General features: G+C 56.1%; 13 protein-coding genes. All 13 read left to right on the top strand.

All coding sequences use genetic code 11. From position 1 onward, the window contains the following. Window positions 1–48: 48 nt before the first annotated feature. The 13 genes from G5B47_RS03270 to G5B47_RS03210 all read left to right on the top strand — a co-directional run bounded on the left by G5B47_RS03270 (window position 49) and on the right by G5B47_RS03210 (window position 19611). Window positions 49–1527: an N-acetylmuramoyl-L-alanine amidase family protein gene (locus G5B47_RS03270; protein ID WP_165094290.1), complete on the top strand. Its 1479-nt coding sequence runs from the start codon at window positions 49–51 to the stop codon at window positions 1525–1527. A gap of 136 nt (window positions 1528–1663) precedes the next feature. Further along, window positions 1664–2326, top strand: coding sequence for a GerMN domain-containing protein (locus G5B47_RS03265; RefSeq protein WP_165094287.1), 663 nt, complete (start codon window positions 1664–1666; stop codon window positions 2324–2326). Between the two features lie 81 nt (window positions 2327–2407). Next, window positions 2408–5167, top strand: a complete 2760-nt coding sequence (locus G5B47_RS03260; protein WP_165094284.1) for an S-layer homology domain-containing protein — start codon at window positions 2408–2410, stop codon at window positions 5165–5167. Window positions 5168–5367: 200 nt separating this feature from the next. Further along, window positions 5368–6033, top strand: a complete 666-nt coding sequence (gene nth, locus G5B47_RS03255) for an endonuclease III (RefSeq protein WP_165094282.1) — start codon at window positions 5368–5370, stop codon at window positions 6031–6033. Window positions 6034–6079: 46 nt separating this feature from the next. After that, window positions 6080–6346, top strand: coding sequence for a hypothetical protein (locus tag G5B47_RS03250; RefSeq protein WP_025335516.1), 267 nt, complete (start codon window positions 6080–6082; stop codon window positions 6344–6346). Between the two features lie 194 nt (window positions 6347–6540). After that, window positions 6541–10212, top strand: a complete 3672-nt coding sequence (locus tag G5B47_RS03245) for a dynamin family protein (protein ID WP_165094279.1) — start codon at window positions 6541–6543, stop codon at window positions 10210–10212. Window positions 10213–10360: 148 nt separating this feature from the next. Continuing rightward, the gene (gene purT, locus G5B47_RS03240) at window positions 10361–11557 is read left to right on the top strand and encodes a formate-dependent phosphoribosylglycinamide formyltransferase (protein WP_165095430.1); all 1197 of its coding nucleotides are present in this window, start codon (window positions 10361–10363) and stop codon (window positions 11555–11557) included. Beyond that, complete coding sequence (locus G5B47_RS03235) at window positions 11547–12008, top strand: GNAT family N-acetyltransferase (RefSeq protein WP_165094276.1); 462 nt, start codon at window positions 11547–11549, stop codon at window positions 12006–12008. Before purT ends, G5B47_RS03235 begins: the two co-directional genes overlap by 11 nt. A gap of 237 nt (window positions 12009–12245) precedes the next feature. Then, window positions 12246–13889 carry a response regulator transcription factor gene (locus G5B47_RS03230; RefSeq protein WP_165094274.1) on the top strand — a complete coding sequence of 548 codons (1644 nt, stop codon included), beginning with the start codon at window positions 12246–12248 and terminating at the stop codon, window positions 13887–13889. A 3-nt stretch (window positions 13890–13892) separates the two neighbouring features. Then, window positions 13893–15722 (top strand): sensor histidine kinase, encoded by a 1830-nt coding sequence (locus tag G5B47_RS03225; protein WP_165094271.1) that lies wholly within the window; start codon window positions 13893–13895, stop codon window positions 15720–15722. After that, window positions 15719–16741, top strand: a complete 1023-nt coding sequence (locus tag G5B47_RS03220; protein ID WP_165094269.1) for a substrate-binding domain-containing protein — start codon at window positions 15719–15721, stop codon at window positions 16739–16741. The genes G5B47_RS03225 and G5B47_RS03220 overlap by 4 nt, the downstream gene beginning before the upstream one ends. A gap of 329 nt (window positions 16742–17070) precedes the next feature. Next, window positions 17071–18411: a nitrogenase cofactor biosynthesis protein NifB gene (gene nifB, locus G5B47_RS03215; RefSeq protein ID WP_165094266.1), complete on the top strand. Its 1341-nt coding sequence runs from the start codon at window positions 17071–17073 to the stop codon at window positions 18409–18411. 90 nt (window positions 18412–18501) lie between these two features. Further along, a complete protein-coding gene (locus tag G5B47_RS03210) occupies window positions 18502–19611 on the top strand; it encodes an iron-containing alcohol dehydrogenase family protein (RefSeq protein WP_165094263.1) in 1110 nt (369 codons plus the stop codon). Window positions 19612–19669 lie beyond the last annotated feature (58 nt).

The raw sequence follows: 19669 nt of genomic DNA, 5'->3' as shown, positions 1-19669 counted from the left end.
CCAAGAACGCCGTTCCGGGGCGGAATACTAGACTCTTAGAGGTGAAGGATGAAGAAGTTAAGTTTTATGCTGCTGGTGCTATTATTCGTACTCATCAATCCGGAATATGGACATGCCGCTTCTGGAAGCAACAAGATTTTCCTCGATGGCAAGGAACTAACCGCAGGACAAAGCGTCCCGGTCGAGAACGTGAACGGCACGATTATGGTGCCTCTTCGGATGATCGCCGAGAACTTGGGCTACAAGGTGGACTGGAACCAGAGTGCCAAGACGGTGACAATCGGGCAGCAGGGAAAGGTAATCAAGCTCTCGGTTGGGCAAAAAACAGCGTCGGTGGACGGCAATTCCGTCACTCTCAGCGAGGCGCCTATTTTGAAGAATGATACCTCGTTGGTTCCGATTCGCTTTATCTCCGAGCAGTTCGGCTTAAAGGTGGATTGGGACAACAAGGAGAAGACAGTAACGATTACGACACCGCCCGCTTCAGTTAGTGGCGGCTCATCCGCAGGAAGCGATTCCTCCGGAAACGGGACAGGCAGCGTAACAACTCCTCCTGATTCCTCAAGCAATCTCACGATGGTTAACGGCGTCAGCTTCAGCGGCAATCAGCTGATTATTGCGATGACCGGCTCATCGAAGCCGAAGATTTCTGTACTGGACAATCCGAACCGGATTGTCGTGGACATTCCGAATGCAACATTCTCCGATACCTTCGGCTCGGGCCAGGCTCTGGACCCCAACCTTCAGGGGAAGCTGGATGCGACTGGATACCCGGACGTTAAGGAAATCCGCTATGCGTTGTTCAGCAGCAATCCCTATACGGTGCGTTTTGTCATCGAGCTGAATTATTCCAAGGATTTCGGTTACAGCACGTCAGAGGATTCGGCGTCAAAGCTGGCCATTGTCGATTTGAACGCAACCGGAGGAGTGGCGGCGGCCGGAAGCACAGGCACCACGAACGATACGACCGTTCCACCCGGCAGAGACGGCAAAAAATTGATCGTGCTGGACGCCGGACATGGTGCCAAGGATTCAGGAGCGATCGGGATTACCGGAAAGTATGAGAAAAACTTTAATCTGGCGGTAGTCCTGAAAGCGCAGGAGCTGCTGAAAAAAGAATCGGACATCGACGTAGTGCTGACACGCAGCGACGATACTTTCCTCGAGCTAAAGGACCGGGTGGCCATTGCCAACAACCTGAACGCGGATTTGTTCGTTTCGGTCCATGCCAACAGCAGCAGCACCTCGGTTGCCAGTGGAACGGAGACGTATTACAAACGGGACGAGAGCAAGGCTTTTGCCAAAGTCATGCACAAATATTTGGTCCAGGCGACCGGTCTGAGCGACCGGGGCGTGCAGTACGGAAACTTTCATGTGATCCGTGAAACGAAAATGCCGGCGATTCTGCTAGAGGTCGGCTATCTCAGCAACAAGAAAGACGAAGCCGCCCTGTTTACGGAAGATTTGCAATACAGGGTAGCCGAGGCAATCGTCAGCGGAATCAAAGAATATCTGGGAATCAGTTAACAACCTGCGGCAGACCGGCGCCGCAAAGACAGGTTTCTGCCCTTAAAGGGATAGAGAATGCTTTGCGTGAAGGTCTGCTCTTCTTATATATTACCCGCATTAGACAAACTGAAGACTTTTACTGGGAGGCGTTGAAATGTTCAATAAAAAATTGGGGTTAATCGGTTTGGCGTCGGCCCTTCTCATATTGCTGGCAGCATGCGGCGGCAAGCCGGCGGCAGCGCCGGCAAATGAGGGCGGCATCGTTACTCCGGCGGTAGTAAGCGGAGCAGAGGGGAACACAGAAGCCTCGGCGCAGCCTTCGGGCAGCGCAGTACCCGATCCTTCGTCCCAGCCGACGACGGGGAATACGGATACCACAGCCGAGCCGTCTCCCGGCAGTACACCACCGGAGGAGAAGCAGAGCAAGAGCATCGATGTATATTACACCGATCCTCAAATGATGGATTTGAAGCCGGCACAGGCGACGATCGCATACAAGAATGATATCGAAAAATATACCGAAGCCTTCAAAGCGCTGCAAAACAGCAATAACGCCGATCTTATTTCTCTTTGGGGAAAAATCGAGCTGAAGTCTCTGAAGTTCGAGAACGGGCAAATCGTGATGGACATTCATAAACCGGCGGAAGCCCAGCTTGGGGCCGGCGGGGAAGCATTTGCGCTTAGCGCGCTGACCAAGACGCTGTTCCAGTTTCTGGAGGTTCAGAGCATTGAACTGCTAGTGGATGGAGAGCAGGTCGAGAGCTTGATGGGACACGCGGATCTGCTGCATCCCATGACCAGAGACAACAGCCAGTAAGCCTGACGCAGGAATGGGACGGCGTGATGTCGAATTTTGCTAATCATAGCAATCTTTAACCACATGCAGAGAGGGGAACACTTGAAATTGTCGGGAAATAACAAGCACAATACAACCAGCAGGGAATACACGAAAAAGACGCTATCTGTTCTGCTTGCCGGGGCCATGGTTTTCGGCGGTGCAGGGGCGGTATTCGCGGACGGCGCTTCGGCCGTTGCCGCATCGCTGGCTGCGCCGGTGTCCGTTGCCGCCACGGGAGCTTTCTCCGATGTGAAGACCGGCTTTTGGGCCGAGAAGCATATCTACAAACTGGCCGCTCAGGGAATCATTGTGGGCAATAACGGAAAGTTCCGTCCAGGCGACCCCGTTACCCAGCAGGAAGCTGTGCTAATGGCACTTCGTTTTATGAAACTGGAGAATAAAGCGGCGGGCAGCAGTGTGGCTACGGCGCTGCCGACCGGTTTTGATGTGTCCAATTACTACAAGCCCTATGTCGTGCTGGCATTTCAGCAGAACGTACTGGATAAGGCGACCGAAATGGCTGCGGACAATCTGAAGACGTCCTGGGGGACGCGCAAGGCTACCCGCGAGTGGATTGCCAAATTGCTCATTCGCGGCATCGGCAAGACGTCTGATGCGCAGTCTGTCGCGAGCGAGCCTTCGGGCTTTGCGGACGATGCCAAAATTTCTGCGGACAAACGCGGATATATCAACGCCGCTATTGATCTTGGATTAACCAACGGACTAAGCGGCAATATTTTTAATCCGCAGGGCGAGGTTACGCGGGCGCAGCTTGCAACCTTTTTCAGCCGGGCGGAGGCCCAGTCGCCTGTCGTGTATGACAATACGGCAAGCGGCATCGTGACCGAAGTGAAGGACGGCAAAATTGCTCTTTACAGCGGTGCGGCTTCCACAGTATATTCGCTCAGCTCCGGCACCGCCTATTTCACCAGTACAGCGGACACGGCGATTTCGCTGAATGACATCAAGCCCTATACGAAAGTAACGATCATCGGAAAGAACGGAGCCGCTTCCTATGTCGAATTGACCGATCCAAAGCCGCAGGTGGAGACAATCCAAGGCACGTTCGCGAGACTGTCTCCAAGTGCCAATAAATTATGGCTGAAAAATGCCGACGGCTATCCGGAATACGCCTTTGACAGCGGGACTGCCTTTGTGGATGCGGGAGGGAGCGCCATTGCGGCTTCTTCGATCTCGGAGGACAGCCTTATTACGATCACGCGCGAGACCTTTACCGGACAGAACAAGGTTCTTAAAGTTCAGGTCACTTCCGGAATCGTCAATAAAACGGTATCCGGCACGCTGGGGAGCATCGATCTTACCGCCAAGACGATAACTTTCAAGAACGCTTCCGGGGCGGAGGAAACGTTCAAATGGTCCGACAGCGCCCTGTTCAGCTATCAAAAGGCTATCTTGTCGCCATCCGAACTGAAGGCGGGCTCAGCGGTGAATTACACGATCAAGAACAATTTGATCGCCTCTGTCGAAGTGACGCAGGCGATTGAGCGGACAGTGCAGGGCATGCTGACCGAGCTGACCGACGCCTCCGTCGTCTACAAGAAGGCGGACGGCACACGCGGTGTCCAGCTGCTGGCGCCAAGCGCCTCCATTGTCATTCCGGGCTATGACAAACCTGCCGCAGCGGACCTCATTGCCGATTCGGTTTACGGCGATACCGTGGAACTGACGTTAAACGGCAGCGATCAGGTAACCAAAATCACCGTAGTCAACCGCCGGATGGAGCAGCAGTTCGGAGCGTCTGTCGCCAGCTTTAACGCCAAGACGAATCTGCTGACGGTCATGGGCAGCGACAATCAGGCGCATGTTTATCAGCTTGACGCGAGTACGAAGCTGACTAACGCGAGCGGAAGTGTGCCGACGCTGAGCAGCATGGCCGGGATGCTGACAGAGAACCGGAAGGTGAATATCAGCGCCCTCGGACAGCGTGCGCTCTCTCTGGAAATTGTAAGCAAATACGAGGGTACGCTGGCTTCGGTCAATACCTCGACTCAAATGTTTGCGCTGAAAACGGCAGACGGCCGGTCCTTGAGCCTGCCCTATCCGCCGGTGATCGAGATATTCGGACGGACCGGCCTTACCATTAACGACGTACCGGCGGGAAGTGCCGTCACAGCCTTCCTGTCGGCAAGCCAGGACGTGCTGACTTCGCTCAAGGTAAAGACATCCCAGCAGTTCCAGCTCGCGTATGTTGACGCAGCGAACAATAAACTAGGCGTCAAGGCGGCCGCCGGTAATCTGGATATTTATACGCTCGGGCTTCCGCTGACTGATGAGACGGGACAGACGATCAAGCTTGGCGATCTCAAAGCCGGTGATTATGTGAATGTCTCCTCGCTTGGCAGCTCTCCGCTGTCGATCCAGTCCGTCAAGCTGACGACAGGCCAGGTTACGGCGATTAATGCGGCAGCCGGGTCACTGAGCGTCAAAGATTATTCCGGCGCGGTTCTGACGTTCGGCGCTGGAGGTGGTTTTAAAATTATTCGCGACAACGCGGGTTCCGGCGCTCTTGGTTCCCTCTCGGTATCCGAAAGAGCGGAGGTTCGCAAGGATGCCGACGGCACCGTCATTATCCGCGTTCTCCCGGTCCAAAGCCGCAGCTTCTCAAGCTATGATGCCGCCTCAGGCCGTATTGTTGTTAAAAGGGATACGATAGACGACGAGAATTACCGGTTTATCTTGGCGCCAAACGTATACATTCACCAAGGCGACACGACTTTGTCCGTGCAATCTCTCAAAGAAAATGATAAAATTACGGTATATTTTAATAACAATTTCGTAGTTGAAATTGCGAAGCAGTAGGGAATGGCGGCTTTCCGCAAGAAATACCGTCTTGACGCGTGGCTTCCTGCGTCAGGACGTTTTTTTTGAAAATAAGGAGACACAATCTTGTAATGTATATGACCATCAGATATAATACTTACTTTGTTGGACTTTCCTTAGATAGCCGGCGCAGCCATTTTTAGCTTGCTGACCGATATACCGATTTGTGAGGTAGAAGCATGAAGATATCTGACGTACGTCACATTTTGGATACGATTGGCGAAATGTTTCCGGATGCAGACTGCGAGTTGAACCACAGTAACGCATTTGAGCTGACGATTGCGGTGCTGTTGTCGGCCCAATGCACGGATGCAACGGTGAACAAGGTCACTGCCGACTTGTTCCGGAAGTATAAAACTCCGCTGGATTACGTATCCGTTCCGCTGGAAGAACTGGAGCAGGACATACGCCGTATCGGGCTATACCGCAACAAGGCGAAGCATATTCAGAATTTGTGCGCGATCCTGATCGAGCAGTACGGAGGAGAGGTGCCCCGGGCCCACGATCAGCTCGTGACGCTGCCCGGAGTTGGCCGCAAGACCGCAAATGTGGTGGTATCCAACGCCTTTGGCGTGCCGGCGATTGCCGTGGACACTCATGTGGAGCGCGTATCGAAACGATTGGGGCTTGCAGGCTGGAAGGATTCCGTGCTGGAAGTCGAGAAGAAGCTGATGAAGGCCGTGCCGAAGGAAGAATGGACGCTGACCCATCACCGGCTGATTTTTTTCGGGAGATATCACTGCAAAGCGCAGAATCCGCAATGTCAGGTATGCCCGCTTCTGGATGTGTGCCGGGAAGGCAAGAAACGTATGAAAACGCCGCGAGTCAGGCAAGCTAAATCATAGCAAGCGCGGCGGTTAAAGTCAGAGAGAAGAAGAGGATGGGATAGGAATGAAATGCATTTCCGTATACACTGACAATTTTGAGCTGTTCTCGGATATTTTCGACCGTGTAGTGGACAGTTCGATGGAAGAGAATGAAGAACAGGAAGTAGAGGGCATTACGATCAGCCACTCCGGCGACGTGCCCGAGCATTACCTGGAGCGCATGGCGCAAAAGCCCGAGGTTGTTGTGATGAAGGATAAATCCCGCGGATTGACGATCCTTCAGCATGGTAAAGTATTTGAAATTCTGCTGCCGGTGCTCGAAAGCGCCTAAGCTGCGAAGAGACGGAGTTCCCCAAGCGGGGAGCTCTTTTTTTTGTACTCATAACCACGTCACGCGTGATACCCTCAAGGCAATAAAGGTGTATGCTTAATCCAACTTCAAAACCATTGATTTGTGCCAATCCGGTGATAAAATGGAATTATTCTAAGTTATGGACTATACCAAGGCTGCAGAGGTGGGTATTCGTGGGTGTGGACCGGGAGATCGTACGTAGCGGCGGAATGACAGATGCGGCCCGATATATTCAAAAGCTTTCCGGCTGGATGGAGCGGCAGGGGGACAAGGAACGGGCGCATATTTTTCTGGATTTGCTGGCTAAAGAGCGGAATGGGGAATTGACCATTGCTTTTTGCGGCCATTTTTCGGCAGGAAAATCTAGTATGATCAACGCTTTATGCGGCAAAGATATTCTCCCTTCAGGACCGGTGCCTACAAGCGCAAACATTGTGAAGATACGTAACGGCAGGCCCCGGGCCCTGATCTACCAAGATAACCCGCGAAGCGGTTCAGGCGGACCTATGGAAGTTGCCGCGGAGCAGCTGTGGGATTACTGCCGTCTCGGCGGCGACTATACTGCAATCGAGGTCTGGGACAAGGTACCGCTGCTTGAACCGCATGGCGTACTGATGGATACACCCGGGGTAGATTCGACGGATGAGGGACACCAAAGCGCTACCCGGTCTGCCCTGCACTTGGCCGACATCGTATTCTATATCATGGATTATAACCATGTGCAGTCCGAGAATAATCTGGCTTTCGCCAAACAGCTGAGCGACTGGGGCAAGCCGCTGTATCTGATTATTAATCAGATCGACAAGCACCGGGAAAAGGAACTGCCGATGGAGAGCTACCGGAAGCAGGCGGAACAGGCTTTTCGGAATTGGGGCGTGAATTTTGCCGGTCTGCTGTTTACTTCGCTGAAGCATAAAGAGCATCCGCTCAGCCATTGGGACAGCCTTCCCCGGCTGATTGCGGAGCTTCTGGAACGGCGGGAAGCGCTTCTCGACTACAGCCTGTCCCGCTCGGTTGAGCATACGGCGGAGGCTTATCTGGCCTCGTGCCGTGAGGGTCAGCGGGAGGAGCGGGAAGCCCTGCTGGAAGAGCTTGGCGGCCAAGATCCAGCCGCGCTGGAACGGGAGCTGGCCGAAATGGAAGCAGAGGAAAAAGAGCTTGAGACGCTGCCTGAACGGGCGCGGCTTCAGCTCCGAAGCAGCCTGGACGCTCTTCTTGGCAACGCTAACCTGATGCCCGCCGATATCAGGGAGGCCGTAAGCCGCTACGCCGACAGCTTGCGGCCCGGCTTCCGGACCGGGCTGCTGACCACGGCGGCTAAGCGGGAAAGAGAGCGGGCGAGCCGGCTTGCGCTGCTCTCAGATACGCTTGCGCGCCAGGTATCGGCGCAGCTTGAAGGGCATGTGCTGTCACTTATACGCACATGGGGCGAAGAACTGGAGCTGTGGACCGAGGCGGATGAGCTGGCGCTGAAGAGCGGCTTTCCGCAAGCCCACGCGCAGTGGCTGGCGGAGGCGGTGAAGCCGGGCGCGGCCGTAGAGGGCGAGGCGCTGCTTCAGCTCTGCCGCGGCCTGGCGGCGGACATCCGCAGCGGCTACCGCCGCGCCGCCCTCGGCGCCGCAGACGGCCTGCTGGCGAAGCTGCCGCCGCTCCTTGAGGCGCGCCGCGCGGAGCTTGCGCGCCGCCGCGCCGCCCGCGCCCGGCAGGCGCAGGCCGCCGCCGCGCTGGCGGCGCTCGCCCGCGCGTACGACGCCCGCGCGGCCGAACTCGCGGCGCTGCTGCCGCCGCGCCGCGCGCTCACCCCCGGCCTGCTGCCGGAGGTGAGCGCCCTTCCCCGGGCGGCCCATGCCGGGGCCGCCCCGCAGGAGCGTCCGCCGCTTCGCCTGGCGGACACAGGACCGGCCGCGCCGAGCGCCGCGGCCGGACCCGCGCCGGCGGAGGGACGCCGCCGGCTGGGCGAAGCCGCGCGGCTGCTGGACCGCGCGGCTTCGCTGCTGCGCGGCGAGCCGGCGATGGCTTCGGCGTCGCGCAGCCTGGCGGCGCGGGCGGCGGACCTCGCCGGCGGCCGGTTCACGCTGGCGCTGCTGGGAGCGTTCAGCGCCGGCAAATCCTCCTTCGCCAACGCCCTGCTCGGCGAAGAGGTGCTGCCCGTGTCTCCCCACCCCGCCACGGCCGCGGTCAACCGCATCCTAGCGCCAGAAGGACCGTTCCGGCATGGAACGGCGGCGGTTGCGATGAAGAGCCGGGAGGAAATATGGGATGATATCCGCCATTCCTTTGGCGTGCTTCAGCTCGGAGAGCCGAAGCCTGAAGCTTGGACGGATACGGTTTCGGCGCTGCCTGCAGGGGGGCTGCACCCTTCGGTTCTGCCGCACGCCGGTTTCCTGAAGGCGGCGGCAAGGGGATGGAAGGAGGCCGCGCCGCTTCTAGGAACGACCCGTACGGTGGAGCTTGACGAGTACCAGGGTCTCGTCGCCGAAGAGAGCCGGGCCTGCTTCGTGCGGAGCATCGACCTGCACTATGCCTGCCCGCTGACGGCGAGCGGCGTCGTGCTGGTCGATACGCCGGGGGCGGATTCGCTGCATGCCCGGCATACGGGCGTCACCTTCGGCTATATGAAGGAAGCCGACGCGATCTGTTTTATCACCTATTACAATCACGCGTTCTCCAAGGCCGACCGGCGGCTGCTATCGCAGTTAGGCCGGATAAGGGAGAGCTTCCCGCTGGACAAAATGTTCTTTATCGTCAACGCGTCCGATCTCGCGGCGGATGAGGAGGAGCTGGCGGAGGTCAAGAAGCATGTCGCCTTGAACCTGCGCTCCGCGGGGCTTGCGAACCCGCACATTTACGCGCTCTCCAGCCTGCAGGCGCTGGAGGGGAAAAGGGGCGGCGCGTCTTATGAAGCCTCGCGGTTCGGCGCCTTTGAGACGGCGCTATGGCGGTTCGCCGGCGAGGAGCTGCCCGACCTGGCGCTGAAGGCGGCCTTGGACAGTCTGTCATCGTCCCGCAGCCACGCGGAGGAATGGCGGGACATGGCGCTGAAGGCGGAGTCGGAGCGGGAAGCCGAGAGCCGCCGGATGGAAGCTCGGCGCCGCGCGGCGGCCGAACGGCTTGCGCGGCTGGCCGCCGAGGAGCGTCCTCTGCGCGACCTTCGCCGAGAAGGCTCGGAGCTGTTGTTTCATGTCCGGCAGCGGATCGGATTCGCGCTCGGCCGGATGTTTCAGGAATCGTTCCATCCCTCGCTCCTGCGGGAAGGAGCGGGGCCGCTGAAGGAGATATTCGCCGCCTGCGGCCGGGAATGGTGGCGGACCGCGGGCCGTGAACTGGAGGCGGAGCTGTGGGCGACAACGCTGCGGCTCGCCGCTGCAGGCCGGAGACTGGTCAGCGAGGCATCGGAGAACGCGGCCTCGGAGGTTGGACTGCCGGTGGAACCACTGTTCTCCGTTCCGGAAGAGGAGGAGGCCTGGCCGGCCCCGGCAAGTCTTGAAGGCGAACTGCCGCCTGCGGATTGGGGGAGATGGTGGGGACTATTCAAGTCGCCCAAGCATTTCTTTGAAGGCGGCGGCCGGGACGCTTTGCGAAGCGCGGCCGAACCGCTGCTGAAGGAAGTGTTGGCCGAAGCCTCTTCTGGGCGGGAGGCGCTGCTGCTGGATCACTATGAAACACTTGCGGCGCAGGCGCTTGCCAGGGCGGCCGGAGCGCTGAGAGAAAGACTGGAAGAGCAGGAGCTGGCCATGTCCGCGCTGCTGAAAGGGGGTGATTCGGCGGAACGCTGGAGCACTCTCGCCCGCGGACTGCGCGAGCTGGAAATCGCTTTTGACAGTAGGATGAAGTTGGAAGTGTGAAATTTGAAGGAAATTGTCGTAGAACACTTGCAATCTGCCGCGTCTTGGAAGAAAATAAAGTAGCCTGAAAATTTGAAAAGAAACTGCCGTATTTTGCATGAAAAGATGCAGGGCCGGCGGGTTTTGCCGAAAGAGGTTGAATACCGACATGTGGGGATCTCCCTATTCTGCTTACAGCCGCAAGCTGCTGCTGCTCGGCAGCGGAGAATTGGGTAAGGAAGTGATCATTGAAGCCCAGCGATTGGGCGTGGAGACGGTAGCCGTTGACCGTTACGAAGGCGCTCCTGCGATGGCGGTTGCTCACCGCTCCTATGTGCTGGATATGCTGGATGGAGAAGCGCTCAAGGAGCTGATCCGTACCGAGAAGCCCGATGTCATTGTTCCGGAGATTGAAGCCATTGCGACCGATGCTCTTTTGGAATTGGAAGAAGAAGGATTTTGCGTCGTTCCGACGGCGCGCGCAACGAGGCTGACCATGGACCGGGAAGGCATTCGCCGTCTCGCCGCTGAGAAGCTTGGCTTTCCTACGGCCGATTACCGGTTCGCGGACAGTCTGGAAGAGCTGAAGCAGGCGGTGTCGGAGCTTGGAACGCCGTGCGTGATCAAGCCGATTATGAGCTCCTCGGGCAAAGGCCAGAGCGTCTGCCGGAAGCCCGAGGATGCAGAGAGCTGCTGGAACACGGCCCTTGAGGGCGCCAGAGCCAAAGGAACGCGGGTCATTGTGGAGTCTTTCGTTGTGTTCGAGAGCGAGATTACGCTGCTGACCGTTCGCTCTTCCTCCGGTACGGTGTTCTGCCCGCCGATCGGGCATATCCAGAAGGACGGGGACTACGTGGAATCGTGGCAGCCGCATGAAATGACGGAAGAACAGCTGATCCAGGCGCAGGAAATTGCGCGCAGGGTGACGGACGAGCTTGGCGGATACGGTATTTTTGGCGTGGAGCTGTTCCTGACGCGCGAGGGCGTCCTGTTCAGTGAAGTAAGTCCAAGACCGCATGACACCGGAATGGTGACGATGGTTACTCAGGATTTGTCGGAGTTTGCTCTGCATGTCAGAGCGATTCTCGGTTTCCCGCTAGGGCCGGTGGAATTGCTGTCACCGGGAGCGTCGGCGACGCTCAAGGCCGGGAAAGATGCTGCCGGATTTGCTTATGCCATTACCGGACTGAATGAAGCGCTGCGGCTTCCCCGTACGCAGGTCCGTGTATTCGGCAAACCGGAAGTCCGCCCGGGACGGCGGATGGCCGTTGCGCTGAGCGCGGCCGATAATGTGGAGAAAGCGCGGGCGGCTGCGAAAGAAGCGGCATCCCTGCTAAAAGTGGAGGTATACGAGGATGAACAGTAGTACTCAGGCACCAGTACTGCAGATTCGAAGCATCGGTATGGACGATCTGGATACAATTACGGCACTGCTTAGAGGATTCGGCTATCCGACAACCCTCAACGTAATGAAAGAGAGACTGGAAGTCGTGCAGAACGATCCGGACTGCTGCACGCTTGTCGCGGAAGTGGACGGGCAGACTGCCGGAATGATTGAACTCCGTCAGGTTATCTCTTACTGCAAGAACCAGGACTCTGTCGCCGAGATTACCGCAATTATCGTCGAGGAATCACTCAGAGGAACCGGCCTCGGAAGACGGCTGATGGCAGCCGGGGAAGAATGGGCCCGCAGCAAGAAATGCAAGCAAATCTACCTGTGCAGCGGCAACCGGGTGGAACGCGCCCCGGCGCACGCTTTCTACCGCCATCTCGGATTCGACCAGAACGGTTACCGTTTTTGCAAATCGCTGTTATAAATCGTTTAGTATTAACTTAACGTTACTCTGGCATCTATCTCCATCCCGCAACGTGCAGGGGTGGCTTTTTTTTGCAGGCAGACACAATATTTTTATTAAACGTCTGAGGGCGGATTGAAACACCATCATGCCATTTTGGCCTGTTTCTTCACGGTTTGCGATTTGAATTATGGGCGCGTCAGCCTTACAATTATTATGAAAGCGCATACTTTACGTATTGTGGGGAGGATCAGTGCTTTGTATAAACTGATTTTGGCGGAAGATGAAGAGGATGTCCGGGAGGGGATTATCGGGCAGATCGACTGGGAACGCTACGGCTTTGAAGTCGTGGAGCAGGCGGAGAACGGCAAAGAAGCGGCGGAGCTTGTCGACCGGCTGCTGCCTGACGTCGTCGTCACGGATATTCAAATGCCGTTTATGAACGGACTGCAGCTGGCGGAATATATTCGCAGCCGCCACCCGGGTACGAAAGTTATCATTTTGACGGGCTATGATGAATTCGAGTACGCGCAGCGTGCCATCAAGCTGCAAATTGACGAATATATTTTGAAACCATTCTCTTCCCGGGAATTGATCGAGGTGCTGCTGAAGGTTAAGGCTGTGATAGAATCGGAGATTGCCGAAAAGGAAAACATCCATGTGCTCAGCGAGCATTACCGCAAAAGCCTGCCCATTCTCCGTGAGCAGTTTCTCTCCTCGCTCGTGTCCCGCAGGCTTCGGCCGGAAGAGATTGCGGCAAAGAGCAGGGAATACGGCATCCCGCTCTCCGGAGACTGGTTCCAATCCTCTGTAATTAGTCTGGACTATATTCGCGGCCCGGGTTCGGCGGAAGCCGATCATCCGGTCTCCCTGCGCGATACCGGCGACCGCAACCTGCAGCTGTTCGCCGTGCTCAACATCGCCGAAGAAATTTGCTTGAAGCACGGCTATGGCCGAGTGTTCATCCACCGCGACGATCTCGTGATGCTGTCTTCCCTCGCGGGAAAGGATGAGAGCGAAATGACTGGCAGGACGCTTGAGGTGCTGGAGGAAATCCGCCAGAACGTGCAGCGCTTCCTGAAGCTGACCGTCACCATCGGCGCGGGAACGGTATGCCGGACGCCGGAGCTGCTGTTCCGCTCGTTCGCGGACGCGCTTCAGGCGCTGGACTACCGGCTCATCCTTGGCAACAACCGGGTGATCTGGATTGAGGACGTTGAGTCGCGTACCAGCCGCTTGCCTGTCTATGACGAATTGACCGAGCAGTCGCTGATCCGTACTGTCAAGTTGGGTACCGTGCAGGAGCTTACAGAAATCATCAATGAATTGTTCGGAACGCTTGACGGCAGTCAGGTGACCGCGAGTGAATACCGTATTTTTCTGCTGGAGATACTCACTTCCATATTGCGGGTAGCCAAAGAGTCCGGAAGCGAGAAGAACGAGCTGTTCGGGCCGGGTATTGCGTCCTTACCGGACATGAACAAATTCAACAATATGGAGGATGCGAAGCAGTGGATTATCGATATTTGCACCCGGCTGATGAACCATATCGCCCTGGAGCGGCAGTCCAGCTACAAACAGTTGGTCGAGCAGGCGAAACATTTTATCAAGAGCCATTATGATGATTCCGATATTTCAATTGGAAAGGTATGCCAGCATTTGCATATCAGCACCGGGTATTTCAGCAGTATTTTCAAAAAAGAAACCAAATTGACGTTCGTGAGCTATCTGCTGCAAATCCGGCTGGAGGCGGCCAAGGAGCTGCTGCGCACGACGGAGCTTAAAGCTTTTGAAATCGCGGACAAAATCGGCTTTACCGACCCGAACTATTTCAGCTTCTGCTTCCGGAAGAAATACGGCCAGTCGCCCAAAGAGTACAAGAACGGCGCCAGAGGAGGGTAATCCATGCCCAAAGAGCGGACCCGTCTCTTTCCGCATCATCCGCAGCGGCGCGGACGCCCCGGGGGCACATTTACCTCCAAGCTGCTCAGCATTCAGGTGATCCTGACGGTAACTCTGACCTCGATTGCCGTACTCGTGACGGTTATCGTGAGCTTTGCGCTGTACAACAGGTTCGCGAAGACGGCGGAGGAGAATGCGAGCCTGAATATGCAGCAGATTATCGAGCAGGTCAATTACAATCTCGGGCTGTATGTGAACGGCATGCGTAATATTTATATGAAAGCGGAGCGGCAGATCGGGCAGAATGCGGCTATTGATTCACCGATGCTGCAAGAGAGCCTGTCTACACTGCTCGAATCCCGGGAGGATCTGGTGTCCTTCGCTGTCTTCACGCCTGAAGGCCGTCTGGTGCTGGACGTTCCGTTCGCCCCGATGAGGCGCAACACCCGAATGGGAGAACAAAGCTGGTTTACCGCACCCGGGAAGACGGGAGAGATTTCTTTTTCCCAGCCGCATGTCCAGAACTTATTCAAGCAGCGTTACACCTGGGTGGTATCCATGAGCAAAATGATCGCTTACACAGACCACGGTACAAGAAAAAAAGGAATACTGCTTGTCGACTTCAATTTCCGCACCATCGACGAGCTGAGCAAACAGGTCAAGCTAGGAAAAAGAGGGTATGCCTATATTCTGGATTCCCTCGGAAATATTGTGTACCATCCGCAGCAGCAGCTGATTTATGCCGGACTGAAATATGAGAATGTGGAGCCGGTGCTTGAGTACGCCTATCGCAGCTATCTGGACGAATCGACGGGAGAGAAGCGGTTCATCACTGTTCGCACGGTGGATCAGACGGGCTGGAAAATCGTCGGCGTCGCCTATTACGACGAGATTGTGACGACCAAACGGGATCTCAATCAATTCATGATGCTGTTTCTCCCGCTGTCTATCCTGTGCGTCATCGTCGTATCCGTGCTGCTGTCCGCCAGAATTGCCCGCCCGATCTCCAAGCTGGAGCGTACCGTTCAGCAGGTGGTGGAGGGGGATTTGAATACCTCGATCTACGTCCGCGGCCCTTACGAGGTGGAGCAGTTGTCCAAACGGTTCAATCTGATGCTCCAGCGCATCCGCAAGCTGATGGACCAGATTATTTACGAGCAGGAAACGAAACGCAAGGGTGAGCTGGAAGTGCTGCAATCCCAGATCAATCCGCATTTTTTGTACAATACGCTCAATTCCGTCATCCGGCTGGCCGAACGCGGCAAGAATGAGGAGGTGGTGACGATGATCCAGTCGCTCTCCCGGTTTTTCCGCATCAGTCTGAGCAAGGGCAAGAATATTATTACGCTCCGGGAGGAGCTAGATCATATCCGTCATTATCTCGTCATCCAAAGCTTCCGGTTCAGAAATAAATTCCGCTACGAGATCAAGGCGCAGCCGGAGGTGCTGAATTGTTCCACGGTCAAGCTGATTCTTCAGCCGATTGTCGAGAATGCGCTGTATCACGGGATTGAAATGATGCCTGACGAGGGGCTGATTGAAATCTCCGCGGGGCTGCGAAGCGGTCTGGTCGTAATTACGGTCAGGGACAACGGGCTTGGAATGAGCGGGGACATGCTGAAAAATATTTTAAAGGGCGGCGCAAAAAGCAGGGGCGGGTCCGGCGTCGGCGTGCGCAACGTGCATGAGCGAATCCGCTTGTACTATGGCCGGGAATACGGCCTGTCCTTCGAGAGCGAGATTGAGGAAGGCACTACGGTTACGATTACTTTTCCGGCTCGGGATGCGGGTGAAGACGGCGAAACAGCGATGGAGGAGGCGAAATCCCAATGAAACGTATACGGATTGGGCTCACTCTGCTTCTCGTTATCATTATGGGAGCTGTGCTGTCTTCCTGCCTCGGCTCGTCCCCGCCGCATCTTGATGTCGGAAAGACCCGCAATATCCATATGATCGTGAAAATGAACAGAGGCGATTACTGGAACACGGTAAAAATGGGGGCAGAGGCCGCCGCCCGGGAATTCAACGTGAAGCTGACATTCAAGGCTCCGGATACGGAGAGCGATGTGAAGCGGCAGATCGCCATGGTCGAAGATTCCATCAAGGAGCGGGCGGACGTGATTATTCTGGCGGCGAGCAGCTATATGGGGCTGGCCCAGGTTGTCGACAAGGCAGCCTTTAACCGGATTCCGGTCATTTCCGTCGACGCCGAGGTCGGATCGGCCAGGGTGACGACCTACATCGGCTCGAACGGCTACAAAGCGGGTCAGAAATCCGCCGAGCGGCTTGTTCAGCTCCTGAACGGCTCCGGCGAAATCGGCATTCTGAACTTTACGAATACTTCGGATCAGCGGGAGAGCGGCCCGGAGAGCGATTTCGATTACGGAGCACGGGACGCTGACGAAAGGGAAAGAGGCTTTCTGAATTACGTCGCCCGCTATCCGTCCGTGCATGTGGTGGACATTTCCTATACGCCTTCCGTTATGGCGGAAGCCAAAGAGCTTACAAGACAGATGCTCAATAAGCATCCGAATCTGCGCGGCATCGCGGCGTTAAACGAGACGGCGTCGCAGGGAGCGGCGGCTGTGCTTCAGGAGCGCGGTCTCCGCCGCATTAAGATGGTCGCTTTTGACAGCTCCCCTGCCATGATGGAGCAGATTCAGGAAGGGATCGTGCAGGCTGCCGTGATCCAGAACCCTTTCAGCAACGGCTATCTGGCAGTCAAGAACGCCGTGGAAATCCTTCAGGGAATCCAGGTACCGGAGCGGGTTGATACGGGGACAAAGCTGATCGATCTGGACAATATGCTGTGGCCGGAGAACCAAAAGCTGCTGTTTCCTTTCGTACGGTAATTGTATCCCCGAGACCACAATTGGCAAATTTTGTTGACAAACAGGATTAACAAGTATTATGATCTATATATAAACAATTCCGATGTAATTACTTGATATTATGGTTGAGCTCACTGGTAAACTGGAGGCTAAGCCCTGTCACTTTGGTGATGGAGCTTGGCCTTTTTTGAAATATAAGAATGTATAAGCTGAGCGCTTATTCATTTGTCTTATATTTCAACGAGAAACGGTACCGTCCCTAAAAGGACGGCGAAGCCGTTTCTTCTTGGTTGCCATGGAAAAGCGCATGCTTTTTTTGAGATCAGCCAATTTCTAAGCGATGAAAGAGGGTGAATGTTTTGCAGCAGAGCACCAGGCATCCTTGTTACGATGAATTGGCGCATGAATATTTTGCCAGAATGCATGTGGCCGTGGCTCCCAAATGCAATATCAGCTGCAAATACTGCAATATTAAGTACGACTGTGTCAGCGAGAGCAGACCCGGCGTCGTCAGCCGCGTGCTTACACCGGAGGAGGCTTACCGCAAGGTTCAGCGGACTGTCGCGGTGCTTCCCAGATTGACGGTAGTGGGCATCGCCGGACCGGGCGATCCGCTGGCCAATCCGCAGGAGACGTTCGATACATTCGCCTTGCTGGCGGAAGGAATGCCCGATCTGCAGCTGTGCCTGAGCACGAACGGCCTGATGCTGGCGGATTACGCGGACGAGATCGAGCGTTACCGGATCAACCATGTTACGGTTACGATGAACACAATCAATCCCGCGATCGGAAGCCAGGTTTACCAGGCCATCTTTTACAAAGGGAAAGCTTACCGGGAGCAGGAAGCCGCAGCCATCCTGATTGAAAGACAACTTGCCGGAATCCGGGAGATTGCCGCCAGAGGCATTCGGGTCAAGGTGAATTCTGTGTTAATTCCAGGGGTGAACGACGGCCATCTTGCCGAAGTGTCGCGCGCGGTCCGGGATTTGGGGGCATTCTCGCATAACATTATGCCGCTTATCATTTCTCCGGGGAGCCGCTATGAGAGGGAAGGCAGACAGGCGCCCGATCCGGAGTTAACCGTCAAGGTGCAGGAGGAATCGGCTGCGATTATACCGGTTATGAGGCATTGCCGGCAGTGCCGGGCCGATGCGGTCGGATTGCTGGGTGAGGACAGGGGACAGGACCTGTACGATACCGGAAATAGCGAGACCCTGCCGGTCTACTCTTTGGGTGAGAGGGAGCAGCTGCTCAAGGAGCTGGATGACGAATTGGAAAGCAGGCACCGGAGACGCTTTGCAAATAACGGAGATGCGGAGACGGGCATACGAATCGCTGTGGCCACTCGCGGAGGCGGTAAGGTAAACATGCATTTCGGCCATGCCAAAGAATTTCTGATCTATGAAGTTCATGGCCGGGAGAGCAAGCTGCTGGGCATCCGCAAAATCCAGGCGTACTGCAACGGCACGGCCGACTGCGGCGAAGGGGCGGACAAAGGCGCTATTCTTGAAGACACTATACATCTTCTTCGCGACTGCCGCATTCTTCTGTGCTCGGGAATCGGCGAGTATCCGCAGGAGAAACTCCGGCACGCCGATATTATGGCGATCACGCGCAAAGGCGGAATCCAGGAGCTGCTGGCCGAATGCGGCCGTTATTACCGTTATTTCAGAGACAGCCAAATTAGTTGACGGATCAACAGGAAGCCAAGCCGATATTCATCCAAGGGGAAACCCGCGCGGCTGGCTTTTTTGTTGGCAAAATCTGAGGAGGAGCGGGTTATGATTACATTAAAAGCCCCGAAGACCTACATTCGCGAGAAGAACATTCTCGATTCGGCAGGTCCCCTGATCGCCGAAATTGGCCAAAACGCTCTCATTATCGGCGGAAATACAGCGCTTGCGCTGACAGGCAAGCACTTGCTGCCAAGCCTTGACGACGCGGGCGTACATTATCACGTGCATACGTTTGAGGGTGAATGTACCGCCGCAGCAATCGCCCGCTGCGCCCGTCTCGTACGCGAGACCGGTGCCGATTGCGTTCTCGGCATCGGCGGCGGCCGGGTGCTCGATTTGGCGAAGGCGGCCGCCGAGGACGGCGGTGTTCCCGTCATTAGCGTTCCGACGATTGCCGCCACCTGCGCAGCCTGGTCCGCATTGACGATTATTTACGATGAAGAAGGAAGATATGCGTTTCCGCGTCCGCTTCAGGAATCCCCGCTGCTTGTTCTGGCGGATACGGCCGTTCTCGCTTCCGCCCCCGCCCGTTACCTGAAGGCAGGCATCGCCGATACGATCGTCAAATGGCATGAAGCGGAGCCCAATGCCACCGGACGGCCCGATCTGTCACTCAGCATCGGCTTAAGCGTATCGCGGCTTGCGCTCGATCTTCTTGATGAACAGGCGGTGGAGGCCTCTCAGGCGGCGGGCAGCGGCGCCATTACACCGGCATTTGCCGAGACCGTGGATGCCGTCATTGCACTGGCCGGTCTTGCGGGCAGCATTACGCAAGAAAATCCGCGGGTGGCGTTGGCCCATTCGATTCATAACAGTCTGACCTTTCTTCCCGCTACCCACGGCAGCCTTCATGGAGAAAAGGTTATCTTCGGCTTAATCGTCCAGTTTGTACTTGCGGGCAAGACTTTACAGGAAATCAACGAATTGGTTTCATTTCTGTGCGAGCTTACGCTTCCCGTCACTCTGGAGCAGCTCGGTATTGGCGGCGACATTTCCGTCCAGGCGGCCAACATCGCTGAGGGCGTGGTTATTGCTCCCGAAGCCCGGGAGAGGCTGGCGTTTGAAGTGAGCGTTCCGCTTATGAAGGAAGCCATTCTTGCAGCCGACCGCTACGGCCGCGAGATTCTGGCCAGCAGAGCGGTCAGGGTTAATTAAGAACAGGATTACTTTTGTTGTATTCTTTTGTTGTATTGATGAAATCTTCCTTGCTTTC

Origin of the sequence: Paenibacillus apii (assembly GCF_011043685.1) — a bacterium.
GTDB classification, from domain to species: Bacteria; Bacillota; Bacilli; order Paenibacillales; family Paenibacillaceae; genus Paenibacillus_AQ; species Paenibacillus_AQ sabinae.
The sequence above is the reverse complement of the archived record's forward strand: the minus strand, read 5'-3'. Positions and strand labels throughout refer to the sequence as shown.

What these genes read in the sequence shown, in the direction of transcription:
- G5B47_RS03270 (WP_165094290.1), top strand. Translation starts at nt 49, where the DNA reads ATGAAGAAGTTAAGTTTTATGCTGCTGGTGCTATTATTCGTACTCATC.
- G5B47_RS03265 (WP_165094287.1), top strand. Translation starts at nt 1,664, where the DNA reads ATGTTCAATAAAAAATTGGGGTTAATCGGTTTGGCGTCGGCCCTTCTC.
- nth (WP_165094282.1), top strand. Translation starts at nt 5,368, where the DNA reads ATGAAGATATCTGACGTACGTCACATTTTGGATACGATTGGCGAAATG.
- G5B47_RS03250 (WP_025335516.1), top strand. Translation starts at nt 6,080, where the DNA reads ATGAAATGCATTTCCGTATACACTGACAATTTTGAGCTGTTCTCGGAT.
- purT (WP_165095430.1), top strand. Translation starts at nt 10,361, where the DNA reads ATGTGGGGATCTCCCTATTCTGCTTACAGCCGCAAGCTGCTGCTGCTC.
- G5B47_RS03235 (WP_165094276.1), top strand. Translation starts at nt 11,547, where the DNA reads ATGAACAGTAGTACTCAGGCACCAGTACTGCAGATTCGAAGCATCGGT.
- G5B47_RS03225 (WP_165094271.1), top strand. Translation starts at nt 13,893, where the DNA reads ATGCCCAAAGAGCGGACCCGTCTCTTTCCGCATCATCCGCAGCGGCGC.
- G5B47_RS03220 (WP_165094269.1), top strand. Translation starts at nt 15,719, where the DNA reads ATGAAACGTATACGGATTGGGCTCACTCTGCTTCTCGTTATCATTATG.
- G5B47_RS03210 (WP_165094263.1), top strand. Translation starts at nt 18,502, where the DNA reads ATGATTACATTAAAAGCCCCGAAGACCTACATTCGCGAGAAGAACATT.